This is a genomic window from Streptomyces sp. NPDC059092, from assembly GCF_042756365.1.
GTDB lineage: Bacteria > Actinomycetota > Actinomycetes > Streptomycetales > Streptomycetaceae > Streptomyces.
On the sequence record NZ_JBHZEJ010000021.1, the window covers coordinates 23,592 to 44,330 of the forward strand.

Annotated in this window: 12 protein-coding genes and 5 pseudogenes; 12 read left to right on the top strand and 5 right to left on the bottom strand. The window is 70.5% G+C overall.

Translation table 11 applies throughout. From position 1 onward, the window contains the following. Positions 1 to 189: 189 nt before the first annotated feature. The 3 genes and pseudogenes from ACFXPL_RS15110 to ACFXPL_RS15120 all read left to right on the top strand — a co-directional run. Positions 190 to 345 (top strand): annotated as a pseudogene (locus ACFXPL_RS15110) (HAD family hydrolase); the annotation flags it as partial. Between the two features lie 393 nt (positions 346 to 738). Continuing rightward, positions 739 to 1,531, top strand: a pseudogene (locus ACFXPL_RS15115) (aminoglycoside phosphotransferase family protein); the annotation flags it as partial. A gap of 554 nt (positions 1,532 to 2,085) precedes the next feature. Beyond that, entirely contained in the window at positions 2,086 to 3,657 is a 1,572-nt protein-coding gene (locus tag ACFXPL_RS15120) for a hypothetical protein (RefSeq protein WP_384918212.1), read from the top strand. A 356-nt stretch (positions 3,658 to 4,013) separates the two neighbouring features. Here the strand turns inward: ACFXPL_RS15120 and ACFXPL_RS15125 are convergent. After that, a pseudogene (locus tag ACFXPL_RS15125) lies at positions 4,014 to 4,121 on the bottom strand (hypothetical protein); the annotation flags it as partial. 318 nt (positions 4,122 to 4,439) lie between these two features. On the opposite strand from ACFXPL_RS15125, the gene ACFXPL_RS15130 reads away from it, so the two are divergent. Both ACFXPL_RS15130 and ACFXPL_RS15135 read left to right on the top strand, forming a co-directional pair. Further along, on the top strand, positions 4,440 to 4,889 hold the full coding sequence (locus ACFXPL_RS15130; protein ID WP_384918215.1) for a hypothetical protein: 450 nt from the start codon (positions 4,440 to 4,442) through the stop codon (positions 4,887 to 4,889). Between the two features lie 651 nt (positions 4,890 to 5,540). After that, a complete protein-coding gene (locus ACFXPL_RS15135; protein ID WP_384918218.1) occupies positions 5,541 to 5,795 on the top strand; it encodes a hypothetical protein in 255 nt (84 codons plus the stop codon). Positions 5,796 to 6,418: 623 nt separating this feature from the next. On the opposite strand, the gene ACFXPL_RS15140 is transcribed toward ACFXPL_RS15135, so the two are convergent. Together ACFXPL_RS15140 and ACFXPL_RS15145 are read right to left on the bottom strand one after the other, a co-directional pair. Further along, the gene (locus tag ACFXPL_RS15140) at positions 6,419 to 7,354 is read right to left on the bottom strand and encodes a zinc-binding dehydrogenase (RefSeq protein WP_384918222.1); all 936 of its coding nucleotides are present in this window, start codon (positions 7,352 to 7,354) and stop codon (positions 6,419 to 6,421) included. 91 nt (positions 7,355 to 7,445) lie between these two features. Continuing rightward, positions 7,446 to 8,222, bottom strand: coding sequence for an SDR family NAD(P)-dependent oxidoreductase (locus tag ACFXPL_RS15145; RefSeq protein ID WP_384918224.1), 777 nt, complete (start codon positions 8,220 to 8,222; stop codon positions 7,446 to 7,448). 349 nt (positions 8,223 to 8,571) lie between these two features. Here ACFXPL_RS15145 and ACFXPL_RS15150 point away from each other — a divergent pair, with 349 nt between their 5' ends. Continuing rightward, positions 8,572 to 9,150 carry a TetR family transcriptional regulator gene (locus ACFXPL_RS15150; protein WP_384918227.1) on the top strand — a complete coding sequence of 193 codons (579 nt, stop codon included), beginning with the start codon at positions 8,572 to 8,574 and terminating at the stop codon, positions 9,148 to 9,150. A gap of 148 nt (positions 9,151 to 9,298) precedes the next feature. Here ACFXPL_RS15150 and ACFXPL_RS15155 read toward each other — a convergent pair. Continuing rightward, a pseudogene (locus tag ACFXPL_RS15155) lies at positions 9,299 to 9,955 on the bottom strand (LysR substrate-binding domain-containing protein); the annotation flags it as partial. On the opposite strand from ACFXPL_RS15155, the pseudogene ACFXPL_RS15160 reads away from it, so the two are divergent. Next, a pseudogene (locus ACFXPL_RS15160) lies at positions 9,956 to 10,237 on the top strand (SDR family NAD(P)-dependent oxidoreductase); the annotation flags it as partial. 137 nt (positions 10,238 to 10,374) lie between these two features. Here ACFXPL_RS15160 and ACFXPL_RS15165 read toward each other — a convergent pair. Then, positions 10,375 to 11,028 carry a FadR/GntR family transcriptional regulator gene (locus ACFXPL_RS15165; protein WP_384918230.1) on the bottom strand — a complete coding sequence of 218 codons (654 nt, stop codon included), beginning with the start codon at positions 11,026 to 11,028 and terminating at the stop codon, positions 10,375 to 10,377. Positions 11,029 to 11,119: 91 nt separating this feature from the next. Here ACFXPL_RS15165 and ACFXPL_RS15170 point away from each other — a divergent pair, with 91 nt between their 5' ends. From ACFXPL_RS15170 to upp, 5 genes are all read left to right on the top strand, one after another. Beyond that, positions 11,120 to 12,367 carry a CynX/NimT family MFS transporter gene (locus tag ACFXPL_RS15170; protein WP_384918233.1) on the top strand — a complete coding sequence of 416 codons (1,248 nt, stop codon included), beginning with the start codon at positions 11,120 to 11,122 and terminating at the stop codon, positions 12,365 to 12,367. 365 nt (positions 12,368 to 12,732) lie between these two features. After that, positions 12,733 to 16,866, top strand: coding sequence for an amino acid adenylation domain-containing protein (locus ACFXPL_RS15175; RefSeq protein ID WP_384918236.1), 4,134 nt, complete (start codon positions 12,733 to 12,735; stop codon positions 16,864 to 16,866). A 34-nt stretch (positions 16,867 to 16,900) separates the two neighbouring features. Continuing rightward, complete coding sequence (locus tag ACFXPL_RS15180) at positions 16,901 to 17,854, top strand: pseudouridine-5'-phosphate glycosidase (RefSeq protein ID WP_384918239.1); 954 nt, start codon at positions 16,901 to 16,903, stop codon at positions 17,852 to 17,854. Further along, positions 17,851 to 19,833: an HAD-IA family hydrolase gene (locus ACFXPL_RS15185; RefSeq protein ID WP_384918242.1), complete on the top strand. Its 1,983-nt coding sequence runs from the start codon at positions 17,851 to 17,853 to the stop codon at positions 19,831 to 19,833. Before ACFXPL_RS15180 ends, ACFXPL_RS15185 begins: the two co-directional genes overlap by 4 nt. A 58-nt stretch (positions 19,834 to 19,891) precedes the next feature. Then, entirely contained in the window at positions 19,892 to 20,608 is a 717-nt protein-coding gene (gene upp, locus ACFXPL_RS15190) for a uracil phosphoribosyltransferase (RefSeq protein WP_384918245.1), read from the top strand. Positions 20,609 to 20,739 lie beyond the last annotated feature (131 nt).

Below are 20,739 nucleotides of genomic sequence, written 5' to 3' on the forward strand. Positions count from 1 at the left end.
ATCCCCGCCGGAACCCTGACCGTCACCGGACTACGGCTCACCCCCGAGCCGTAATCCGGACGGATCACAGGCCGCCCGCTCGACCGCCACCCCGCCTCGTGAACTCGACCAGCCGGCCTTGTTGGTGAAGTACCCCTCCTTCGGTTGCGATGCTCCGTAGCTGCGACTCGGTGACGTTTTCGCTCCCGGCCGGCGAACGACATCGGCCCGGCGAAGCAGGCGGGCCTGCTGACCGTCCATCTGCGCCGCGGCCCGTGGGGGCATCTCTGGGCCGACGCGCCGGAGGCCGCTGAGGCCGACTGGCGAATCGACGGCCTGCACGATCTCCTCGGCATCGTGCGCTGAACCGTCCCGGTGCGCCGCCTGCGTCCCGTCACCGAGGTCCGCCCGCGCGGGTACGGTGCGAGCAATCGCCCCGAGGAGCTCACACGGCTTCCGCCCGCACGCACACCGCGTACCGCACCGCTACCCGCTCTGTGCCCGCCGTATGACGCGGGCGGTCCCCTCATGGGTCTCGGGCGCCTCGCTCGCGATGATTCGGGGCATCGAGCGGGTGTCCGCACCCCCAGCGACCGCGCTCCCGACGAACTCCATCTCGCGCAGCGGTTGCTGAGCTTGTCGTTCAGCTCCCCACGCCCGGTGGGTCGGGGAATTCGGCCGCCAGACGAGGGCGCGGTGCACTGTGATGGCTCCGGCTGCCTGCCGCATGGAGCGGGCCGACCTCAGGAGTTGCCGTTGGTGACGGGGAAGATCCCGGATGCCCGCCCCACGATCGATGCCGTACTGGTCAGGCGCCTGGTCGACAAGCAGTTCCCGCAGTGGGCCGATCTGCCTCTGGGACTGCTCGATCCGGCCGGTTCGGACCATGTGATCTACCGGCTGGGGGACGAGCTGTCCGTCCGGCTGCCCCGCCACGGAGGGGCAGCCGGGCAGGCCGGAAAAGAGTTTGAGTGGCTGCCCCGGCTTGCCCCGCACCTGCCCCTGGCCATCCCGGTACCGGTGGTGGTGGGAGGACCCGGCTTCGGCCATCCATGGCCATGGGCGGTGTCCCGCTGGCTGGACCGCGAAGTGGCGACCGTTGAGGCGCTGGCAGATTCGTCCGAAGCCGCCGTAGAACTGGCGAAGTTCCTGATCGCCCTTCAGCAGTTCGCGCCCGAGCGCGTTCCGGACGGGGGCACCCGCCATGACCTCGCCGGCCGGCGGCTGGCCGACCGGGAACGTGCCACGCGGGCCGCCATCGAGACGGCCGGCGGGGCGTTCGACGGCGCGTCGATGACCGAGTTGTGGGACGCGGCGGTGAACGCTCCTGGGCGGGATCACCCGCCGGTCTGGCTCCATGGCGACTTCCACACCGGCAACCTGCTGACTGTCAGTGGCCGCCTCAGCGCGGTCATCGACTTCGGCGAGCTCGGAATCGGCGACCCGGCCTGCGATCTGACGATTGCCTTCACCCTGATGTCGGCCGCGAGCAGGGATGCCTTCCGTGTCGTGCTCGGTGTGGACGACGCCACGGTGGCTGCGGGGTCGCGGCAAGGGCGTGTTTCGACAGTAGCGCCGTCCGCCCGTAGGGCGGGCCTGCGGCGTCTGGTGCACTGCACTCGCTCCGCTCGCTCCGTCTCGGCGCACTGAATTGCCCTTGGGATGCCGAGCGCGATCGCAAGGCGGAGGATCGGCACCCTCGATGGCCCGGACGTACTCGGACGACTCCGACAACGCAGCGAGCGTGCGTGCCAGGCGTCGCGGGCCAGGCGGGACTTTCGAAACACGCCCTGGGCCCTGGCGACCGGCCTGAACGCCTACATCTCCTACGCTGCCGTCAACTCTCGGGTTGCCACGCAGACCACCAGGCAGATCACCGAGGCGCTCATCGGTTGAGCCCTGTCGTGCGGCGTCGTGGCAAAGGTCTTGCCTCTCGGGCGAGTTCGCTCAGCTGGACTCGGTGAGGGAAGCATGAGCTGCTCTCCCCATCGATCCGCCACAACTCGTTCCGCGCCGTCCGCGAAGAATTTTCCCGCCGCACCCCTTCTGTTAGCCCTGCCTGGATACTTTCCACTCGCCTTGGTCCGGCAGAGGAGAGGTACGTCCATGAGCACCCCGGTCTACCGCACCTCAACTCGGCAGTCCGCGGCCGGCCTGACGCCGGCCCGGCAGCGCCGGGACCGGAGTCGGTCCGGGAGCCCGTCCGAAAACTCGGCGGAGCGCGCCCTCCTCGAAATCCAGTCCAGCGCCGGCAACCGAGCCGCGACCGCCGCGGTGCAGCGCGCCAGGGGCACGGCGAAAGGAAAGGCGCCGGAGAACGGCAACACGTCCACCGGATCGAAGAGTTATCGCGACCGGATCGCCGCGGTCCTCGACAAGCTCAAGAAGAATCTCGAGGTCATCGACACCTTCGTCAAGGGCGTCCATGTCCCCGCCAACGCGGGCTTCTCCCAGCAAGCGGCCGCCACCGCCAATGAGGGACTCAAGCACTCCGCCGCTTCCTCGGGGACCGCGGCCGCGTCGGAGAACATCGTCACGGAGTCCGCCGGCGCCCTGCTCAGTGGCATGGAGGCGGCCAAGGCCAAGAAGGACGCCAAGAAGCACAAGGACGGGGCCGCCTTCCACGGAGCGGACAAGAAGGCCAACTCCAAAACGGCCGACGCGGTCGTCGGCGCCGCCAGTGCGGGAAACTACGCCCTCGGTATCGCCAAGGAGTTGACGAAAGCCCAGAAGGTGGCGAACGCCGCGACAGTGTCCGAGGCGAGCGGCATCGGCTCCAGTGTTGTCGGCGCGGCGAAGGGCGCCCGCGCGGCGGGCCGTTTCGGTCTGACGGCCCGCAAATACCGTGCCCTGAAGGGGCTCGGGAAGTCCGATCGCGTCGGCGAGGAGGCGCTGGGCCAGCTGAACCAGGCGCGGCAGGATGCCGAATGGGCCGCGGCCGAGGCGTATGTCGCGCTGGACGCCCACTGGGGCAACGAGGGCGATGACCGGCTGGAGCGTGTTTCCGAGGCCATCGACGCGGCCTGGGAGGCGATGGGCGCCGCCCGCGACGCGGCCACGAACTTCCGGCGCGCCGAGGACGTGAACACGATGGACACGGTGCACACGTACGCACTCGGCAAGCAGCGCAACAAGATGGGCAAGCAGGCGCTCACCGCCGTGGGCGAGTCCACCAAGGCCGCGGGCGGCATCGTGACGGCGGTCGCCGCCACAGCGGGAGGAGCCGGACTCGCGAGCAACCCGGTCGGCTGGGGCCTCGCCGCGGGTGCGGCCGGCCTCATCCTCGGCGTCACCGCCTACAAGGCGGGCCGCGCCGGCATGAAGCGCTACGACGGGGCCCGCCACCCCGAACGCTGGGCGGCGGACGACACCCCGAAGGAGCCCGCCTCCCGCGAGGACGCGCTGAAGGAGGCCCTGAAGTTCTGGAAGAAGGTGGAGAACGGGGAACGCCAGGCCATGGCGCGTAAAATCTACGGATTGGCCGCGGGCGCGGACATCGGCGGGAGCGGCAGCACGAAGGCCGAGATGCGGGACTCGGCCAGAGCGCTTCTCGTCGCGCTCAAAGCAGGCCCCACCAACCACCGGCTGCCCCCGGACGAGTGGGCGAATTCCCTCAACGACCCGGCGAAGAGCGCCGCTTGGATCAAAGAGATAGCAGAACAGCTGTCCTCCGCCTGACCGGGAGGCACGACCGCGTGACCGTCGCGCTGCCTGTCATGGCACTGGGACGCGTGTGTGCTCATGGGTTACGGTTCGCGATGGCGGCCTTCGCGCGGGAGCGGTCGTGGCGGGCCGGGCGGGGTTCTTGCCCAGGCGGACCGGGCGGCCGTAGCGGCGTCCCCACTCCCCCTCGACCAGACCGGCCAACAGGTGCGGGACGGTGCCGACGAGTTCTTGGAACCGATGCGGCACCGCACCGCCTCGGCCGCCTGCCCGTCCGACAGGCCAGGCGGGAACCGCACCACACAGACGGTGGCCGACCGGGCGGGCGAGAGGCCGGCCCGTCGTGCGGGTACCAGTCGCCGAAGTCCTCGTCACACCACAGCCCGTCCAACCGGTCCCTCACCCACAGCGCGGTCGTGCGCCGTCCGGTCGATGTGGCGGAGCGCCGGCGCGACCGGGCCGGTGTCCCCGACGTGCGCGCGGGCTTGCCGGCCGTGGTCGGCCTGGGCATGGTTGACCTGGTGACGGCGGTGTCGTCACTCACACCGCGGACACCTGTCCCTCCCCCGAACTCCCGGACGCAGAACGGCCGAGGTGACGGTCCGCCGAGCTGCTTCCGGGATCGGGGGCGGGGCCGCGGCCGGGACGGCCACCCCTCTGCCTCCATTACCTCGCACGTAATCGACGCCTCCCGCTCGACTCGGCACCCTTGCGGTACCGGAGCTCGGGCGACGCACTCCGTCCGAGCACCGGTTTCCTCGACCAGCCCGTATGACCTCGATGGAGGCCGATTCGCCATGTCCGCAACTCTGCTCGCCGGTATCTCCCGCACCACTGAACCGCGGACGATGCTGCGCCGGTTCCTCGCTCTCGACGCCCTCGTCACCGGTGTCAACGGACTGGCGTACGTCACGGCGTCCGGACCGCTCGGCCGGCTGCTCGGGATCGACGACACCCTTCTGGCCGGACTCGGCGTATTTCTCGCTCTGTTCGGTGCCGGAGTCGGCTGTCTCGCCACCCGTCAGCAGCCTCCCCATCCGCCCGTGAAGGCCGTCGTCGACGCGAATCTGCTGTGGGCCGTCCTCAGCATCGCCGCGCTGACCCTCTGGTTCGAACCGACCACGGCCGGCGCCGTCTGGATCCCCCTGCAGGCGCTGACCGTCGCCGGTTTCGCCGTCCTGCAGTGGGCCGCCCTGCGCGCCGCCACCACCGACGTCATGGTCGTCGACCGACAGGGCACGGTGTGACGTGCGGAAGAGACCGCACACGGCGACCGAAACCAGCCACTACGCGCCCAACGGTGTGTCCAGCGGCGGTGCGGGAGTGTCCAGGTGAGAACGTTCTGCCCGACGCTGCACAGCCGCGCCTTGTGCCGATCGGCGCGGAACACGTGCGGACCTGCCCCCTTCTCCACCGTGCGGCGAGCGCGCGGCGATAGCCCTCACCCGGCGTCGCCCGGCCTTCGCCGCATGCGGCGGGGGCGATGTCACCTCCCCGGGGCGGGGGCGCCGGGTCGTCACAGCACGGGCGAGCGGATTCGCGGCCGGCGAGGTGACTGCCGCGATTCTCCCGGGCCCCGAGATCGCCCGCACGGCCCGCTGTCGCGCTGGAGACGACCAGCTGCCCCTCCCTGCCGCCCCAGCCCCGGACGTACGAGTGCTGCCACCGGGGTACGGGAGAAGCCGCCCGGCTGGGCCGAGAACCCGGGCGGCTCCCCCGCGACGGCCAGAACCTCGGACGAACCTGGGCCCGGCCGAGGCCGACCGTACCGAGACGAGCGAGGTGTCTGCGCCGAACGGCGCCATCGACGTCCGACGCCTGTGTGTCGGAGCGCGCCGCACGCCGGCAGCCCCTACCTTCTGCGTCGTAACCCCTGGCTCCTTCCGGAAGGCACCGTCATGAAGCGATCCCTGCGCAGCCCCGCCCTGGCCACCCTCACCGTGTTCGCCGCCGCGGCCCTGGCCTCCGTGGCCACCCCGGCGCTCGCCGTCGGCGCGGACACGAACGTCTACATCGTCGGCAGCAAGAACGTGCAGTACGCCGGTGACGACAACTTCAACGCGGGCCGCGACAACACCGTTGGCTCCCACAACGGCACCGCGCCCGCGGCTGCCGCCCTCATCGACCCCGCCAGCTGGATGGCCGACTTCTAGGGCGTGTTTCGAAAGTAGCGCCGTCCGCACGTAGGGCGGGGCCTGCGGCGTCCGGTGCACTGCACTCGCTCCGCTCGCTCCGTCTCGGCACACTGAATCCTCCCTTGGATGCCGAGCGCGATCGCAAGGCGGAGGACCGGCACCCTCAACGGCCCGGACGTACGTGGACGACTCCGACAACGCGGCGAGCGTGCGTGCCAGGCGTCGCGGGCCAGGCGGGACTTTCGAGACACGCCCTAGACCCGGCCCTCGCACCACCTCGCGCCGCGCCGCCGGGGCTCCCGGTCCGTGGAGATACGGCGGCACGTCGCCACGAGACGCTGATCGTTTCCCCAGGACTCCCGGCGAGGGTGTGCGCTACGGGGAATACGTTCGAGGTTCTGCCCCCTGGCGCTGCACCGGATGCTGTACCAGGGGTCAGAACGATCACCCGGAGCGGATCCTCGTTGAAGCGGCCCGAATCGCGCACGCCCTCACGGTGTTCCATCGGCTGTGAGGGCAGCGCGCCGCAGCCACCCTCGCCGGCCTCCCCCACCGCACTGTCGCGGACCGCCTGACCTGCGCGCCATTCGCACCGCGTTCCCGCCTGACCTGATGCTTCCCAGGTCAGGCGGCGGCAGGCATTACAACAGGGCGACGGCGCGGCCGGGCAGCTCGCCGGTCGTGAGCTTGGTGATGTACTCGGGGATCTGGTCGAACGAGATCGGTACGGTGTGGGAGCGCAGCCCGCCGGTGGCGATGAGGCCGAGAACGGCCTCCGCCTCGGACTTCTCTCCGTTGGACGCCCCGACGAGGGTGATCTCCTTCATCGTGATCTTCTGCATGGAGATCGTGGCCGTCTCACGGGCCAGGCCGATCTGCACGATCCGACCACCGTGCTTGACGGCGTCGACGGCGGAGGCGGTGGTCGTACCGAACCCGGCGAAGTCGATGACGACGTCGAGTCCGGTGTCCTCGAAGTCACGGATGTCGGCGGAGACGCCTCCGACCCCGAGTTCCCTGACCCGCTCCCAGGCGGACTCGTTCACCTCGGCCACGTACACGGTGGCGCCGACGGCCTTCGCGATCTGCGCGCCGAGCGAGCCGAGGCCGCCGAAGCCGATGATGCCGACGTTCATCCCGGCCTCGACGTGTCCGAATGTCTCGACGGCGCGGTAGGCCGTGCGCGCCGCGTCCATGGCGGGTGCGGCCTGTTCGAAGCCAACGGCCTCGGGCACGTGGACGGCGAGCCGCGCCTCGACCGCGCAGTACTCCGCGAATCCGCCGTTGACCGCGGTGCCCGGTCCCTCGGTGGTGGCCGGGACACCGACCCGGTCGCCGACGGCGAAGCCGGTGACGCCCTCACCGACCGCGGTGACGATCCCGGCGGTCTCGTGGCCGAGCACGATCGGAATGTGTCCGAGCAGCGAGGTGATCGTGCCGTCGATGAAGCTGACGTCGCTGTGACAGATTCCCGCGGCTTTGACGGCGAGTACGATCTCGCCTGCCGCCGGGGTCGGTTCGGGCAGCTCGACGAGCTGCAGGGGTTCGTTCACACCGGTGAACTGCCATGCCCTCATGGGTGTTTCTTCTTCCTCTGGTGATACGTGGTGGCCGGGCGGGAGCGCATCGCGGTGGCGGTGGCGGGCCCGCCGGGGCCGGTGGTGATCGTCAGCGGACGCTGGTCAGGCCGCCGTCGACGGGCAGGAGCTGCCCGGTGATGAAGTGCGACGCGTCGCTCGCGAGGAACACCAGCACGGGTGCGAGATCGGTGTCGGCATCGCCGAACTTGCCGCCGAGCGGGATCGACTTCGCGATCTCGGCGTCGTACGCCTGGAGTTCCTCCGGGCCGAGTGAGCCGCGGTACTTGTCGAACATCGGGGTGTTGACGTACGGGAGCACCGCGTTCACCCGTATCCCGTCGGGTCCCCACTCGCGGGCCACCGTGCGCGTCCAGGTGTGGACGGCGGCCTTCGACGCCCCGTAGGTGGCGTTGGTGAGCTCGCCGGTGAACCCGGACATCGAGCCGAAGTTGACGATCGCGCCCGTGCCGCCCGGCCGCATGGCCCGGTAGGCCGCCTGGTTGGTGTGGATCGTACCCAGCACGTTGACCCGGAAGACCGTCTCCCACAGCTCGTCCGTGATCTCGGCCGCGAGCGAGCTGCGCTGCAGGCCGGCCACGTTGACCAGCACGTCGAGGCCGCCGAGCACGCCGACGGCCTCGTCGAACGCGGCGTCGACGGCGTCCTTGTCGGCGATGTCGGCGCGACGGAACGTGACCGTGCCGGGACCTTCCGTCGTCGCCTCGGCCGCGACGCGCTCACCGGCGTCCGGGGCGAGGTCGAACGACCACACCCGCGCGCCCTCGCGCGCGAAGGCGCGCACGGCGGACTCGCCGATGCCCTGGGAGCCGCCGGTCACGATGACGCGCTTGCCGTCGAGTTGCATGGTTGAGCTCTCTCTTTCCCTTGCTGTGGGCGCCGCACCGTGCCGCGCCGAGCGCGGGAGCGGTCCGTCCCGTGGTACGTCATAGGCCCGTGGTGGGTCACCGGCCTACTGCGAGGTCAGCCGACGCCGAGTCCGCCGGCGGTGTGGCCGGCCGGGGCTCCGTTCGTTCTTCCGTTCCACGGGGCTCCTCTCTCCGTCGAGTACGGTCCCCTCAGCACCGCACGGGGTGCGCCTTCTATTCTGGTACTGGGTATCACAATGTACTCGCCCCCTGACAGGGGCGGGGGACAGGACTGGCATGCACGCGACTCCACCGCCGCCGCGGCGACGGTCCCCCGGTCGGCCCGCGGTGTCGTCCCGGGAGGACATCGAGCGCGTCGCGATCCGTCTCTTCCTCGACCACGGCTACGCGGCGACCACGATCCCGATGATCGCCAAGGCGAGCGGGGTGAGCCGGACAAGCGTGTTCCGCTACTGGGGGACGAAGTCGGAGATCGTCTGGGGCACCTTCGACATCCACACCCGGCGCCTCTCCGACCTGCTCGACGCCACAGACCCCGCGGAGCCGACGATGCGCGCCGTGCGCACGTGCGTCGTCAGGAACCTCGCGTTGTCCATCGAGGACTCCAGCCTGTGGATGGAACGCTTCGCGCTCCTCGACACCTCGCCCGACCTGCGGTCCGAGGAGTCCGCGCACTGGCTGAGCTGGGCGGCCGCCGTCACCGCGTTCGTCGCCCGCCGGCACGGCATACCCGAGAGCGGTGTGATGGCCCAGAGCATCGGCGGCGCCACGCAGGCGGCGTTCCTCGCCGTGCTACGGATCTGGCTCACCGAACCGTCGCCGTCCGCCGCCCTCCTCCCGGACCTCGACCACGCGCTCGCCCCGCTCTGCGACCTTCTGCAGACATGGCTCGACACCACCAGGTGAACAGGGGCCGCACCGGACCTGAGCCTCGCCTGCCACGACCGTAGCGCCGGTGGGCCGACGCCGGCAGGGGCAACAAGGTCGAAATCCATACCGGCATCGCGCCAAAGGGCACTGACAGCGAAGGGTGGTCTCGCGCTGCCGGAGCGGGTCATAGCTGTGCGGCTGTGCGGACCAGTCCGGCGAGTGGGAGGGAGTGGCTGTGTGCGGGCCAGGCGATGTGGGTGACGACGGGGGGTGCGTCGGTCAGGGGGACGGCGGTGTGCTCGGCCCATAGCCAGGCGCGGGCGGAGTCGGGGAAGACGGCCAGGGTGCGTCCGAGGGCGATCAGCTGGGCCAGTTGCGTCTGGTCGTGGATCTCGGGGCCCGGGCCGGGTGGGTAGGTGCCGTGGCGGGACCAGCGGGCGAGCGGAAGATCGGGGATGTCGCTGACATCGGCCACGGACAGAGTCTTGTGCGCGGCGAGGGGGTGCCCGGTGGGCAGGATGGCGATCTGCCCCTCGGTCATCAGTTCCTCGCTGTCGAACCCGGTGAGGGAGTTGAACGGCGCGTGCATGAGCGCCACATCGGCGCGGCCGTCGCGCAGCATCCCTTCCTGCTCGCACGTGCCGCTCGGCAGCACGTCGATCTCGGCGGCGTCCGGCTCGGCCTCGTAGGCGTCGAGGAGCCTGTACAGCAACTCGTGGGACGCGCCGGCCTTCACTGCCAGCACCAGGCGGTCGCGGGGGCCGCCCGGATGGTCGGCGCCACCGGCGCGGCGGGCGCGGCGAGCGGCAGCGGTGGTCGTGTCGAGGGCCGCGCGGCCCTCTCCGTCGCCTCCCTGACCCGGCAGGACCCGGACATCGAGATCGGCCCCATCATGGCGGCCTACTCGCCGACGAAGTCGTTCCTCAACGCCGTCACCGTGCAGTACGCCCGGCAGTTCGCCGGCACGAACATCCTGGTCAACGCCGCCTGCCCGGGCCTGGTCGCGACCGACTTCACCGGTTTCCAGGCGCCCCGAACTCCCGAGCAGGGCGCGGCCACAGCGATCCGCCTCGCCACGTTGCCCGACGGCCGCCCGACCGGTTCGTTCTTCGAGGACGACGGCACCTCCATCGTCCGCTCCGGACACGCGACACCGCTGTGGCAGCCCGGAGGCGAAAGCCACCGTCGGTGCCGGGGGCGGGGGCGGCCATCGGAGCACCCCCGCGCGTCGGCCTCGCGGTGCAGACGGATCGCGTTTCCTCAGTCCATGTAGGAGCCGGCTTCACGGGCCGCGCGGTCGGCGTCGCGGTCGCGGATGGCGTCGACGAGGGTCGCGTGGTCCTGGAACTGCTCGGAACGCAACGCGTCACCGAAGTGCTCCAGGAGGGAGTCGCGGATGACCTCCCCCAGGTCGGCGTGGAGTCCGGCGAGGACGGTGTTCCGGGACGCGGTGACGACGGCCAGATGGAAGGCCACGTCGGCGTTGACGAAGGCGACCCGGTCACCGGCGGCCCACGCGTCCTGTCGCTGCCGGAGCGCGTGGTCGAGCCGTTCCAGGTCGTCCTCCGTGCGGCGTTGGCAGGCGAGACGGGCGGCCCGCACCTCAAGGGCGCTGCGGACGTCGGCGATGTCCTCCGTCTTGGCCTTCTCGAAGCGGTTGCGCATCATGCCGGCGAGTTCACTGGTGGCCTGGACGTAGGAGCCGGAACCGTGGCGGATGTCCAGGAGCCCGGTGTGCGCCAGGGCCCGGATGGCCTCGCGCACGGTGTTGCGGGCGACGCCGAGCTGTTCGACGAGTTCGGTCTCGGTAGGGATGCGGCTGCCGACAGGCCAGGCGCCTGACGTGATCTGCTCGCGAAGCCGGGTGATCACTTGGTCGCCCAGTGCTTGGCGGCGGACGGGATCCATGTTCATGCCGCACAGCCTACGACAGACCTAGAGTCATCCCATGACTCTACGAGAATCACTGGACATAGAGTCATGGGATGACTCTATGATGGGGTCTATGACAACGGATGAGGTCGACGAGAGCACCCCCCGTTCCGCCGCGGACCCGCCCAGCACCACGCTGCGCGGGGTGCGCCGCACAGCCGTGGTGGCGCTGGTCCTGGCCGCCCTCAATCTGCGCCCCGGGGTCACCAGCCTGGGCCCCGTCCTGGAGGAAGTCCGGGACAGCCTCGACATGAGCGGTTCGGTGACCGGGCTCGTGACCTCCATCCCGGCGGTGTGTTTCGCCGTGGTCGGCTCGACGGCCCCCCTGCTGGCCCGGCGCTTCGGCGCGAGCGGAGTCATCGCGGTCGCCGGTGCGGTGCTCGCCATAGGACTCGTACTGCGGCCGTTCGCCTTCGATCCGGTGCTGTTCGTCGTCCTGACGGCGCTGTCGCTGGCCGGAATCGCCGTGGCCAACGTGCTGTTGCCGATGGTCGTCAAGCAGCGCTTCCCCGACCGGGTGGGCGCGATGACCGGCCTGTACTCCATGGCGCTGAACGTCGGAGCCTCGTCCGCCGCGGCGCTGACGGTGCCTCTGACGCAGGCGTTCGGCGGCGACTGGCGGTACGGCCTGGGCGCCTGGTCGGTGCTGGCGGCGCTGGCCGTACCGCCCTGGCTGATCCTGGCGCGCCGCCGGACGGAGCCGCCCGCGGGCCACATCGGCGGCACGGCCGCTCCACCGGCCGTCGCCGACGGCCGGCTCACCCGTGACCCGACGGCCTGGGCGCTGACCGCGTACTTCGGACTTCAGGCGAGTTCCGCCTACATCATCATCGGCTGGCTGCCCCAGATCTTCCGGGACGCGGGACTGTCCGCCGGCACCGCTGGGCTGCTGTTCTCCGTATCGTCCCTGCTGGGGGTACCACTGTCCCTCGCGCTGTCGGCCGTAGCCGGCCGGCTGCGGCACCAGAGCGGGCTCGCCGTCGCGATCGGCGCGTGCGGCTTCGCCGGGTTCGCCGGGCTGTGGTTCGATCCCGCCGCCGCACCCTGGCTCTGGGCGGTGCTCCTGGGCATCGCCAACTGTTCCTTCCCGCTGGCCCTGACGATGATCGGCATGCGGGGCCGCGACGGCGCCACCGTCGCCCGGCTCTCCGGCTTCGTGCAGAGTTTCGGCTACGCCCTGTCCATTCCCGGCCCCCTCGTCGTCGGCGTCCTCTACGACCACGGCGGCGGCTGGCGACTGCCCCTCGCCTTCGTCCTGCTGCTGACGCTGGTTCAGATCGCGGTCGCCGTGCCCGCGGGCCGCGACCGCCAGATCGGCTAAATCGGACCGGCTCGGCAGAAAAACGCTCCACAGAAACGAACCATCTCCCGCATTTCACCTTTCATTTCCCCGGATATCCGCAGGGAAATGACTTGGGGAGATAGCATTCGGTATCGCACGGATGTAGCGCGCATCGGTTCTTCGTGGTAAATTTTCGACGAACTGCGCGACGCCCGCTCAGAACTTCCACTGGAATTCTGATTTGATCCGCAGAAGTTCTGCTCGCATTCCGCACAGGTCGCCCACCGCACTGGCCGACGAGCAATTCTGAGTACCGCACCAGGAAAGAACGCCTAGTTCGACGCGGCGTCTTGTCCGAACAACGGACGCCATCCTCCCAAGACGCGGAAAAAGGAATCCCCCCCATGAGCGTAGAGACCGTATCCTGCTCTCGTCGTGCCGCCCTCGGCCTGCCCGACCTGTTGCGCCGGCAGGCACAGGCCACCCCGGACCGGATCGCCGCGGTCCACGAGCACCACAGCCTGACCTTCGCCCAGCTGACGGAGCGCAGCTCCCTTGTAGGAGCGCTCCTGCGACGGGCCGGAGTGGGCCGGGACAGCCGGGTCGGCGTGTTCATGGAGCCGTCGCTCGACCTGTTGACGGGTACCTGGGGAATTCTGTGGGCCGGCGGCTGCTACGTACCGCTCTCCCCGGAATACCCGGAGGAGAGAATCGCGTACATGCTGGCGGACGCCGGCGTCGACATCGTTCTCACACAGGAATTCCTTCGGTCGACTCTTCAGGAGTTGGCTCCGGCCGGAGTCGGTGTTCTCACTCTCGACGAGATATGGGAAACGGCGGAGAAGAAAGGACTCCGGTCAGCCCGGCCGGAGCCTGAGGTACGGCCGGACGATCTCGCGTACGTCATTTACACCTCCGGCAGCACAGGAAAGCCGAAGGGCGTGATGGTCGAGCACCGGAGCATCGTGAGCCAAATGCGATGGCTGCACGACGAGTGCGGTATCGACGAACACGAAACGGTGCTGCAGAAGACCCCCATGAGTTTCGACGCCGCGCAGTGGGAATTACTCGCCGTCGCCTGCGGCAGCACCGTGGTGATGGGCGCCCCGGGCGTCTACCGCGACCCCGAGGCGATCATCGCCACCATCCAACGGCACGGCGTCACGACCCTCCAGTGCGTGCCCACCCTGCTCCAGGCGCTCCTGGACACCGAGAAGTTCCCCGCCTGCCGGTCCTTGCGCCGCATCTTCAGCGGGGGCGAGGCGCTCTCCCGGAGCCTCGCCGCGCAGTGCCTGGACACCATGCCGGAAGCCCGCCTGGTCAATCTCTACGGCCCCACCGAGTGCACCATCAACGCCTCGTCCTTCGTGGTGGACCGCGCCGCGCTGGAGGACGGTCCGCTCGTCATGCCGATCGGCACCCCCGTGCACGACACCTCCCTGCACGTCCTGAAACCGGACGGGAAGCCGGTCTCCGCCGGAGAGATCGGCGAACTGTACATCGGCGGCGCGCAGGTGGCCCGCGGCTACCTCGGCCGCCCGGACCTGACCGGTGACCGGTTCATGGCCGACCCCTTCTCCGACGCGCCCGGCTCCCGCCTCTACCGGACCGGCGACCTCGCCCACGTCAACGCCGACGGCACGGTGCAGTTCGTCGGACGGGCCGACAACCAGGTCAAGCTACGCGGCTACCGCGTCGAACTGGACGAGATACGCCAGACCGTCGAGACGCACGACTGGGTCCGCGCCGCGGCCGTCCTGCTCCGCGACGACGCCGCGACGGGCTTCCAGAACCTCGTCGCCTTCGTCGAACTCAACCCCAAGGAAGCCGCCCTGATGGACCAGGGCAACCACGGCTCCCACCACCAGTCCAAGCACAGCAGACTCCAGGTCAGAGCCCAGCTCGCACACCCCGGCTGCCGCGACGACGCCGACCTGGCCGGCCGGGCGGCCGTGGACCTTCCGGGCGCCGAGGCCACCCTCGAGCAGCGGGCCCTCGCCTTCTCCCGCAAGACGTACCGCTTCTACGAGGGCTCCACGGTGACCCGGGACGACATCCTGCACCTGCTCGGCCCCCGGCCCCGGCCGCAGCCGTCCGCCCGTGCCTCCGATGTCGTCGGCCGTGACGAACTCGGCACGATCCTGCGCAACTTCGGCCGCCACCTCAGCGACCAGAGGCTGCTGCCCAAGTACGCCTACGCCTCACCCGGCTCCCTGTACGCCACGCAGCTCCACGTCGAGATCGGCGGCGGGCACGACCTCCCCACGGGCCTGTACTACTACCACCCGCTCCACCACCGGCTGGTGCTCGTCGGCCCCGCCGACGGGGCGACGGCCTCCGGGGTACGGATCCACTTCCTCGGCAAGCACGGCGCCATCGAGCCGGTCTACCGCAACAACGTCCGCGAGGTCCTGGAGATCGAGGCGGGCCACATGATCGGCCTGTTCGACGAGGTGCTGCCGGCTCACGGCCTGCGCATCGCCGCGGCCGAGTACCGGCCCGCCGTCAGGCACCGTCTCGACTGCGCGCCGCAGGACCACTACCTGGGCAGCTTCGATCTCCTTCCGCTGCGGCAGGGCGCGTCCGAGGAATCCGACGCCCTCGACATCTACGTCCAGGCCCACTCCACCCGGGTCGAGGGCCTGCCGCCGGGTCAGTACCGGTACACCGGCGCCGGCCTCGTCCGCGTCGGCGACGACGTGATCCTCAAGAAGCACGTCATCGCCATCAACCAGCGGGTCTACGAACGTTCCGACTTCGGTATCAGCCTCGTCGCCACCGGTGCCGCCTCGTGGCGGCACTACCTCGACCTGGGCCGCAGGCTCCAACGCCTCCAGATGAACGACCTGCACCTCGGCTTCATGTCGTCGGGCTACAGCTCGAAGTCCGGCAACGACCTGCCGTCGGCCAAGCGGCTGGGCCGGATCCTCGCCGACCACGCGCTGCCCGCCGGACCGTCGTACTTCTGCGTCGGCGGGCGGGTCAGCGACGCGCAGTGGCACGGCGAGGACATGAAGGAGGACGTGGTCCACATGCAGGGGCCCGCCGAGCTGATCAAGGAGGATCTGACCGCGCTGCTGCCCCGCTACATGCTGCCCAACCGGATCGTCGTCCTGGACCGGCTGCCGCAGACCGCCAACGGCAAGATCGACCTGAAGGCCCTGCAGGCCACCCAGGAGACCGAACTGAGCGTCGGAGACCGGGCGTTCATGGCCCCCCGCACCCCGCTGGAGCGGCGGATCCGCGACGTCTGGCAGGCGGTGCTCAAGCGCGACCAGCTCTCCGTCACCGACGACTTCTTCGAGCTGGGCGGGAACTCCCTGCTCGCCGTGGCCCTGGTCAGCCGTCTGAACGCCGACTTCGGCGGCGCGATCCCGCTGCAGATCCTGTTCGAGGCCCCCACCGTGGAAAGGCTCGCCGCGGCCCTGGAAGCCGCGTCCCCCCGGCCCGCTTCCCGCCTGGTGCCGCTCCAGCCCGAGGGCAGGGGCACCCCGCTGTACTGCTGGCCGGGCCTCGGCGGCTACCCCATGAACCTGCGTCCGCTGGCCGCGGCCCTGGGCACGGAGCGGCCCGTCCTCGGTGTCCAGGCCCACGGCATCAACCGCGGCGAGCACCCCTACGACGATGTCCGCGCCATGGCGTCCGCCGATGTCGAGGCGATCCGGGAAATCCAGCCCCACGGCCCCTACCTGCTGTGCGGTTACTCCTTCGGCGCCCGGGTCGCCTTCGAGGCCGCACGCCAACTGGAGCAGGCGGGCGAGCGGGTGGAGCAGCTCTTCCTCGTGGCTCCCGGCCAGCCGCGGCTGCGCCCCGAGGACGCCGTCGGCGCGACCGGCCGGCCCGACTTCGGGGACCGTGCCTTCCTCGCCCTGCTCTTCTCCGTCTTCGCCGGCACGCTCAGCGGTCCGCGACTGGACCAGTGCCTGTCCACCGTCGGCGACGAGGACGGCTTCGTCGCCTTCGTCACCGCGTGCTTCCCGGGGCTCGGCGAGGACCTGGTACGGGCGGTCACCGGCATCGTACGGCGCACGTACTCCCTCACCTACGAGTTCCACGAGCTGCGCGGACGCCGTCTCGACGCCCCGGTGACCCTGGTCAGGGCCGTCGACGACAACTACTCCTTCATCGAGCACGAGGGCGGGTACTCCGCCCGGCCGCCCGCCGTCCACCAACTGCGGGCCGGCCACTACGAACTGCTGCGCGAGCCGCACGTCGCTCAGCTCGCCGCTGTCCTGAACGACCGGCTGCCCGCCGGTCCCAGCGCGTCCCCCCGTCACAACCAGCCGGCGCAAGCCATGGTCCAGGAGGTCGGAGTGCCCCACATCAACATCAAGCACTTCCCGGTGCCCATCACCGAGGAGAAGGAGCTGGAGCTGGTCGCCGCGGTCACCACCGCCGTGCGCAACGCCTTCGGCTGCAACGAGGACGTCGTCTCCATCGCCCTGGAGCCCGTCGCCCAGGACGTGTGGAACGAGCGGGTCTACATCCCCGAGATCGTCGCCCGGCAGGAGTTGCTGCGCAAGACGCCCAACTACTGACCGCCGCCCGCAGCCGACGAGAAGGACCCCTCCCATGACGATCCCCGCCCCCCGGCACCGTTCGGTGCCCCTGGTGTTCACCGACGAGGTGGCCACCGCGCTCGCCGACGGCGACCCCGTGGTCGCCCTGGAATCGAACGTCATCACTCACGGGCTCCCGTACCCTGACAACGCTGCCACCGCCCGCAAGGTGGAGGACGCGGTACGGGCCGGCGGCGCCGTGCCCGCCACCATCGGCATCGACGACGGCCGCATCATGGTCGGGATGACCGACGGCGACATCGAGCGCTTCGCCGCCACCCCGGGCATTCCCAAGGTCAGCAGCAGGGACCTGGCGGTCGTCCTGGCGTCGGGCGGCACCGGCGCCACCACGGTCGCGTCCTCGTTGGTCGCCGCGGAGCTGGCCGGCATCCCGTTCTTCTCCTCCGCCGGCATCGGCGGTGTCCACCGGGGCGCCGAGACCACCATGGACATCTCCTCCGATCTGATCCAGTTCACCCGCTCCAGGGTGGCGGTGGTCTGCGCCGGAGCGAAGAAGATCCTGGACCTCGGTCTGACCCTGGAGTTCCTGGAGACCCACGGCGTACCCGTCATCGCCCACGGCTCCGACGATTTCCCCGCCTTCTACTGCCGCTCCAGCGGGCTGCGCGCCCCCCAGCGTCTGGACGACGAGGCCGTGATCGCCCGCGCCGTCGAGACCCACTGGGCACTGGGCAACCCCGGCGGCGTCCTCGTCACCAGCCCGACGCGCCCGGAGGACGCCATCGACGAACAGGACGTCGAGGCGGCCATCGCCGACGCCCTGCGCGGCGCCACGGCGGACGGGGTCCGGGGCGGCGCCGTCACGAAGTACGTCATGCGCGCGGTGGACCGCGCCACCGAGGGACGCTCCGCACGGGCCAACACCGCCGTACTCATCCACACCGCGCGGATCGGCGGCCGGCTCGCGGCGGCCCACGCCCGGCTCCGACGAGAGGAAGACCAGTGAACACGACCCTGACCGAGGCCGTCCCGGCAACGGCCCCGACCGTCCCGGCAACGGCCCCGGCGGTCCCGGCCGGTACGGCGAAGGCGGTGCCGACCCGTGTCGCGATGTTCGACCTGGACGGAACTCTCGTCGACTCGCCCCGGGCGATCGTGGAGGCGTTCGCCGCCGCCTTCGAGGCGATGGGCCTGGCGCCCCGGGATCCGGCGGACGTCCGGGCCACCATCGGCCTGCCGTTGGAGCAGGCGTTCGGGAAGCTGCTGGGGGTGGAGCAGGACGACCCCTCGGTCGCCGACGGCGTGGCTCGCTACCAGGAGGCGTTCCGCACCGTCATCCTGCCGCGCGCCCGCTCGCTGGTCTTCCCCGGCGTCCCCGAGGGCCTCGCCGAACTGCGCCGACGGGGCGTGGTGGTGACGGTGGCCACGAGCAAGTTCCATGCCAGCGCCGACGCCCTGCTCACCGCGGCCGGCCTGCGCGACCACATCACCACGCTGGTCGGCGCCGACGACGTCACCTGCCCCAAGCCGCACCCCGAGTCGGGCCTGTTGATCCTCGGACGGCTCGGCGCCCGGCCCGAGCACGCCGTGATGGTGGGCGACACCACCCACGACCTGAAGATGGCGTCGGCGGCCGGTCTGGCGTCCGTGGCGGTCACCTACGGGGTGCACGAGCGGGCGGAGCTGGAGGCGGTCTCACCGACCCACGTCGCCGACACGTTCGCCCAGGTCGTGGAGGAGATCCTCGCCCTCCTGCCGGCCGACGGCGAACCGGGCGGCGGCGGACCGGCCGACGGCGGCCCTGCCGACACCCGTACCGTCGAGGGCCTCCTGGACGACAGCACTTACCACATCGAGTTCAACGGCCACCTCACCAACCACATCAAGCACGCCGTCGTCGCCCTCTCAGGCCTCGGTGTCGAACCCGGCCGGATCAAGGCGTACCACGACAACTACATCGCCCTCACCCCGTACGGCTGCCGCGTGGAGCCGGCCAGGGCTCCTCAGCGCGTGATCGACGACGACAACTGGCTCGAACTCCTCGGTCAGCGGCAGGACTTCGCCGCGTACTACGCGTTCTTCGACCGCCGCGAACAGGAACTGGGCATGGCGGGTCTGCTGCGGCGGTACGTACCGCACCTGCTCGCGGGCTGGGCCGGTGCGCTCCAGCACGCGACCATCCACCTGGGCTGGGGCCTGGACGCCGGCAACCGCCGGATGACCATCGAGGGCATCGCCTACCTGGCCTTCGCGTACGTCGACTGCCACCCCGAGCGCGCCCTGCCCTCGGACGGTTCCGGCACCGACCTGCCCGGGGACTCGCTGCTGGGCATCGCCCGCCACTGGGAGGAGAACCAGCCCCGGCTCGGCGCCTGGGTCGAGGACCTGGTCGACGGCAGGAGCACCGGTATCCACCCCGAACTGCTGCGGTCCGGGCTGCAGTACCGGATCGCCCGGATGCTCGGCGAAGGCCATCCGCTGATGTACGAGACGCCCTCCTGGATCGCCGCGCAGGACCCCGACGCCAGTTGGGACCAGCTCGCCCACCTCGTCACCGTCCTCTACCTGACCGAGCCGGGAGACTTCCTCCTGCTGCACCTGGTCACCGCGCTCCACGCGATGCGGCACATCTCGGACGCCCTGCCGGTGGAGGAGCGCCGACGCGCGGTCGGGTGCTATTGGACCGGCATTCTCGGTGTGCTCTTCTCCCGGGGCCACTTCGTCACCCCGTCGAAGCTGACGGCGATCGACAACCTCTTCGACACCGCCCTGGACGACCTGGACGACCCGCGCTGGGCCCGGGAATGGGAGTGGCACATCGCGCGGGCCGTCGAGGAGGAAGAGGAGCACAACGCCAAACTCGTCTACGTGATGCGCGAGTTGTGGCGTCGGTCGGGCGGCAGGTCCGTGTACCGCGTCGCCGCCGGGCAGTTCACCACCACACCGGAGCTCCCGGCCACCTTCGAGAAGCCCCCGGCCGACTGAACCGTCCGCGCCGTCCTCCCCGTCCTCCCCCGTCCCTCCCCCACCCGAGGAGCCTCCGATGACCACTGCCACACAGCCCAGGACCGCCGTCGCGCAGCCGGCCGCTGCCACGAGCACGTACCACCACGGCTTCGGCGCCAACGTCCATCTGCTGCCGCAGACCGACCAGTTGCGCGCCCTGCACACCGTCGTCCGGGACCGGGACGCCCGCCGCGAGGACTTCGTCTTCTACGCCGGCCGGATCATCCGCCTGCTCACCGAGGCGGCCCTGAACCTCCTGCCCTTCGAGCCCTGCGACATCACCACGCCTGTCGGCCGGACCTACCGGGGGCTGCGCTTCGCCGAGAACCTGATCGGGGTGCCGATCGTGCGTGCCGGGGAGAGCATGGAGGCCGAACTGCGCGCCGTCGTCCCGGGTATCAGAATCGGCAAGATCCTCATCCAGCGCGACAGGACGACCAAGCAGCCGCGCCTGTACTACACGGCGTTCCCCGAGGACATCGCCACACGCCAGGTCCTCCTCCTCGACCCGATGCTGGCGACCGGCGGCACCGCTCTCGCGGCCATCGAGGTCCTGCGCGATCTCGGCGTTCCTGAGGAACACATCCTCTTCGTCAACTTCATCACCTGCCCCGAGGGCATCGCCGCCGTGGGCGAGCGCTACCCCGGGGTCCGGATCGTGACGTCCGCCGTCGAGGAGGGGCTCAACGAGAACGCCTACATGATGCCGGGCATAGGCGACTTCGGCGACCGCTACTTCGGAACGGAACGTTAGCCTGCCGAACCGGGGAGAAGTGGGGGCCGTTGGCCCCGCGACACACCGGGGGAAAAGGCGGGGCCCGGGAAACAGCGGGGGTAGATTGTTGGAGGGGTGAGCCGGCGCCGGGGGGGCCCGTTTACACGCCC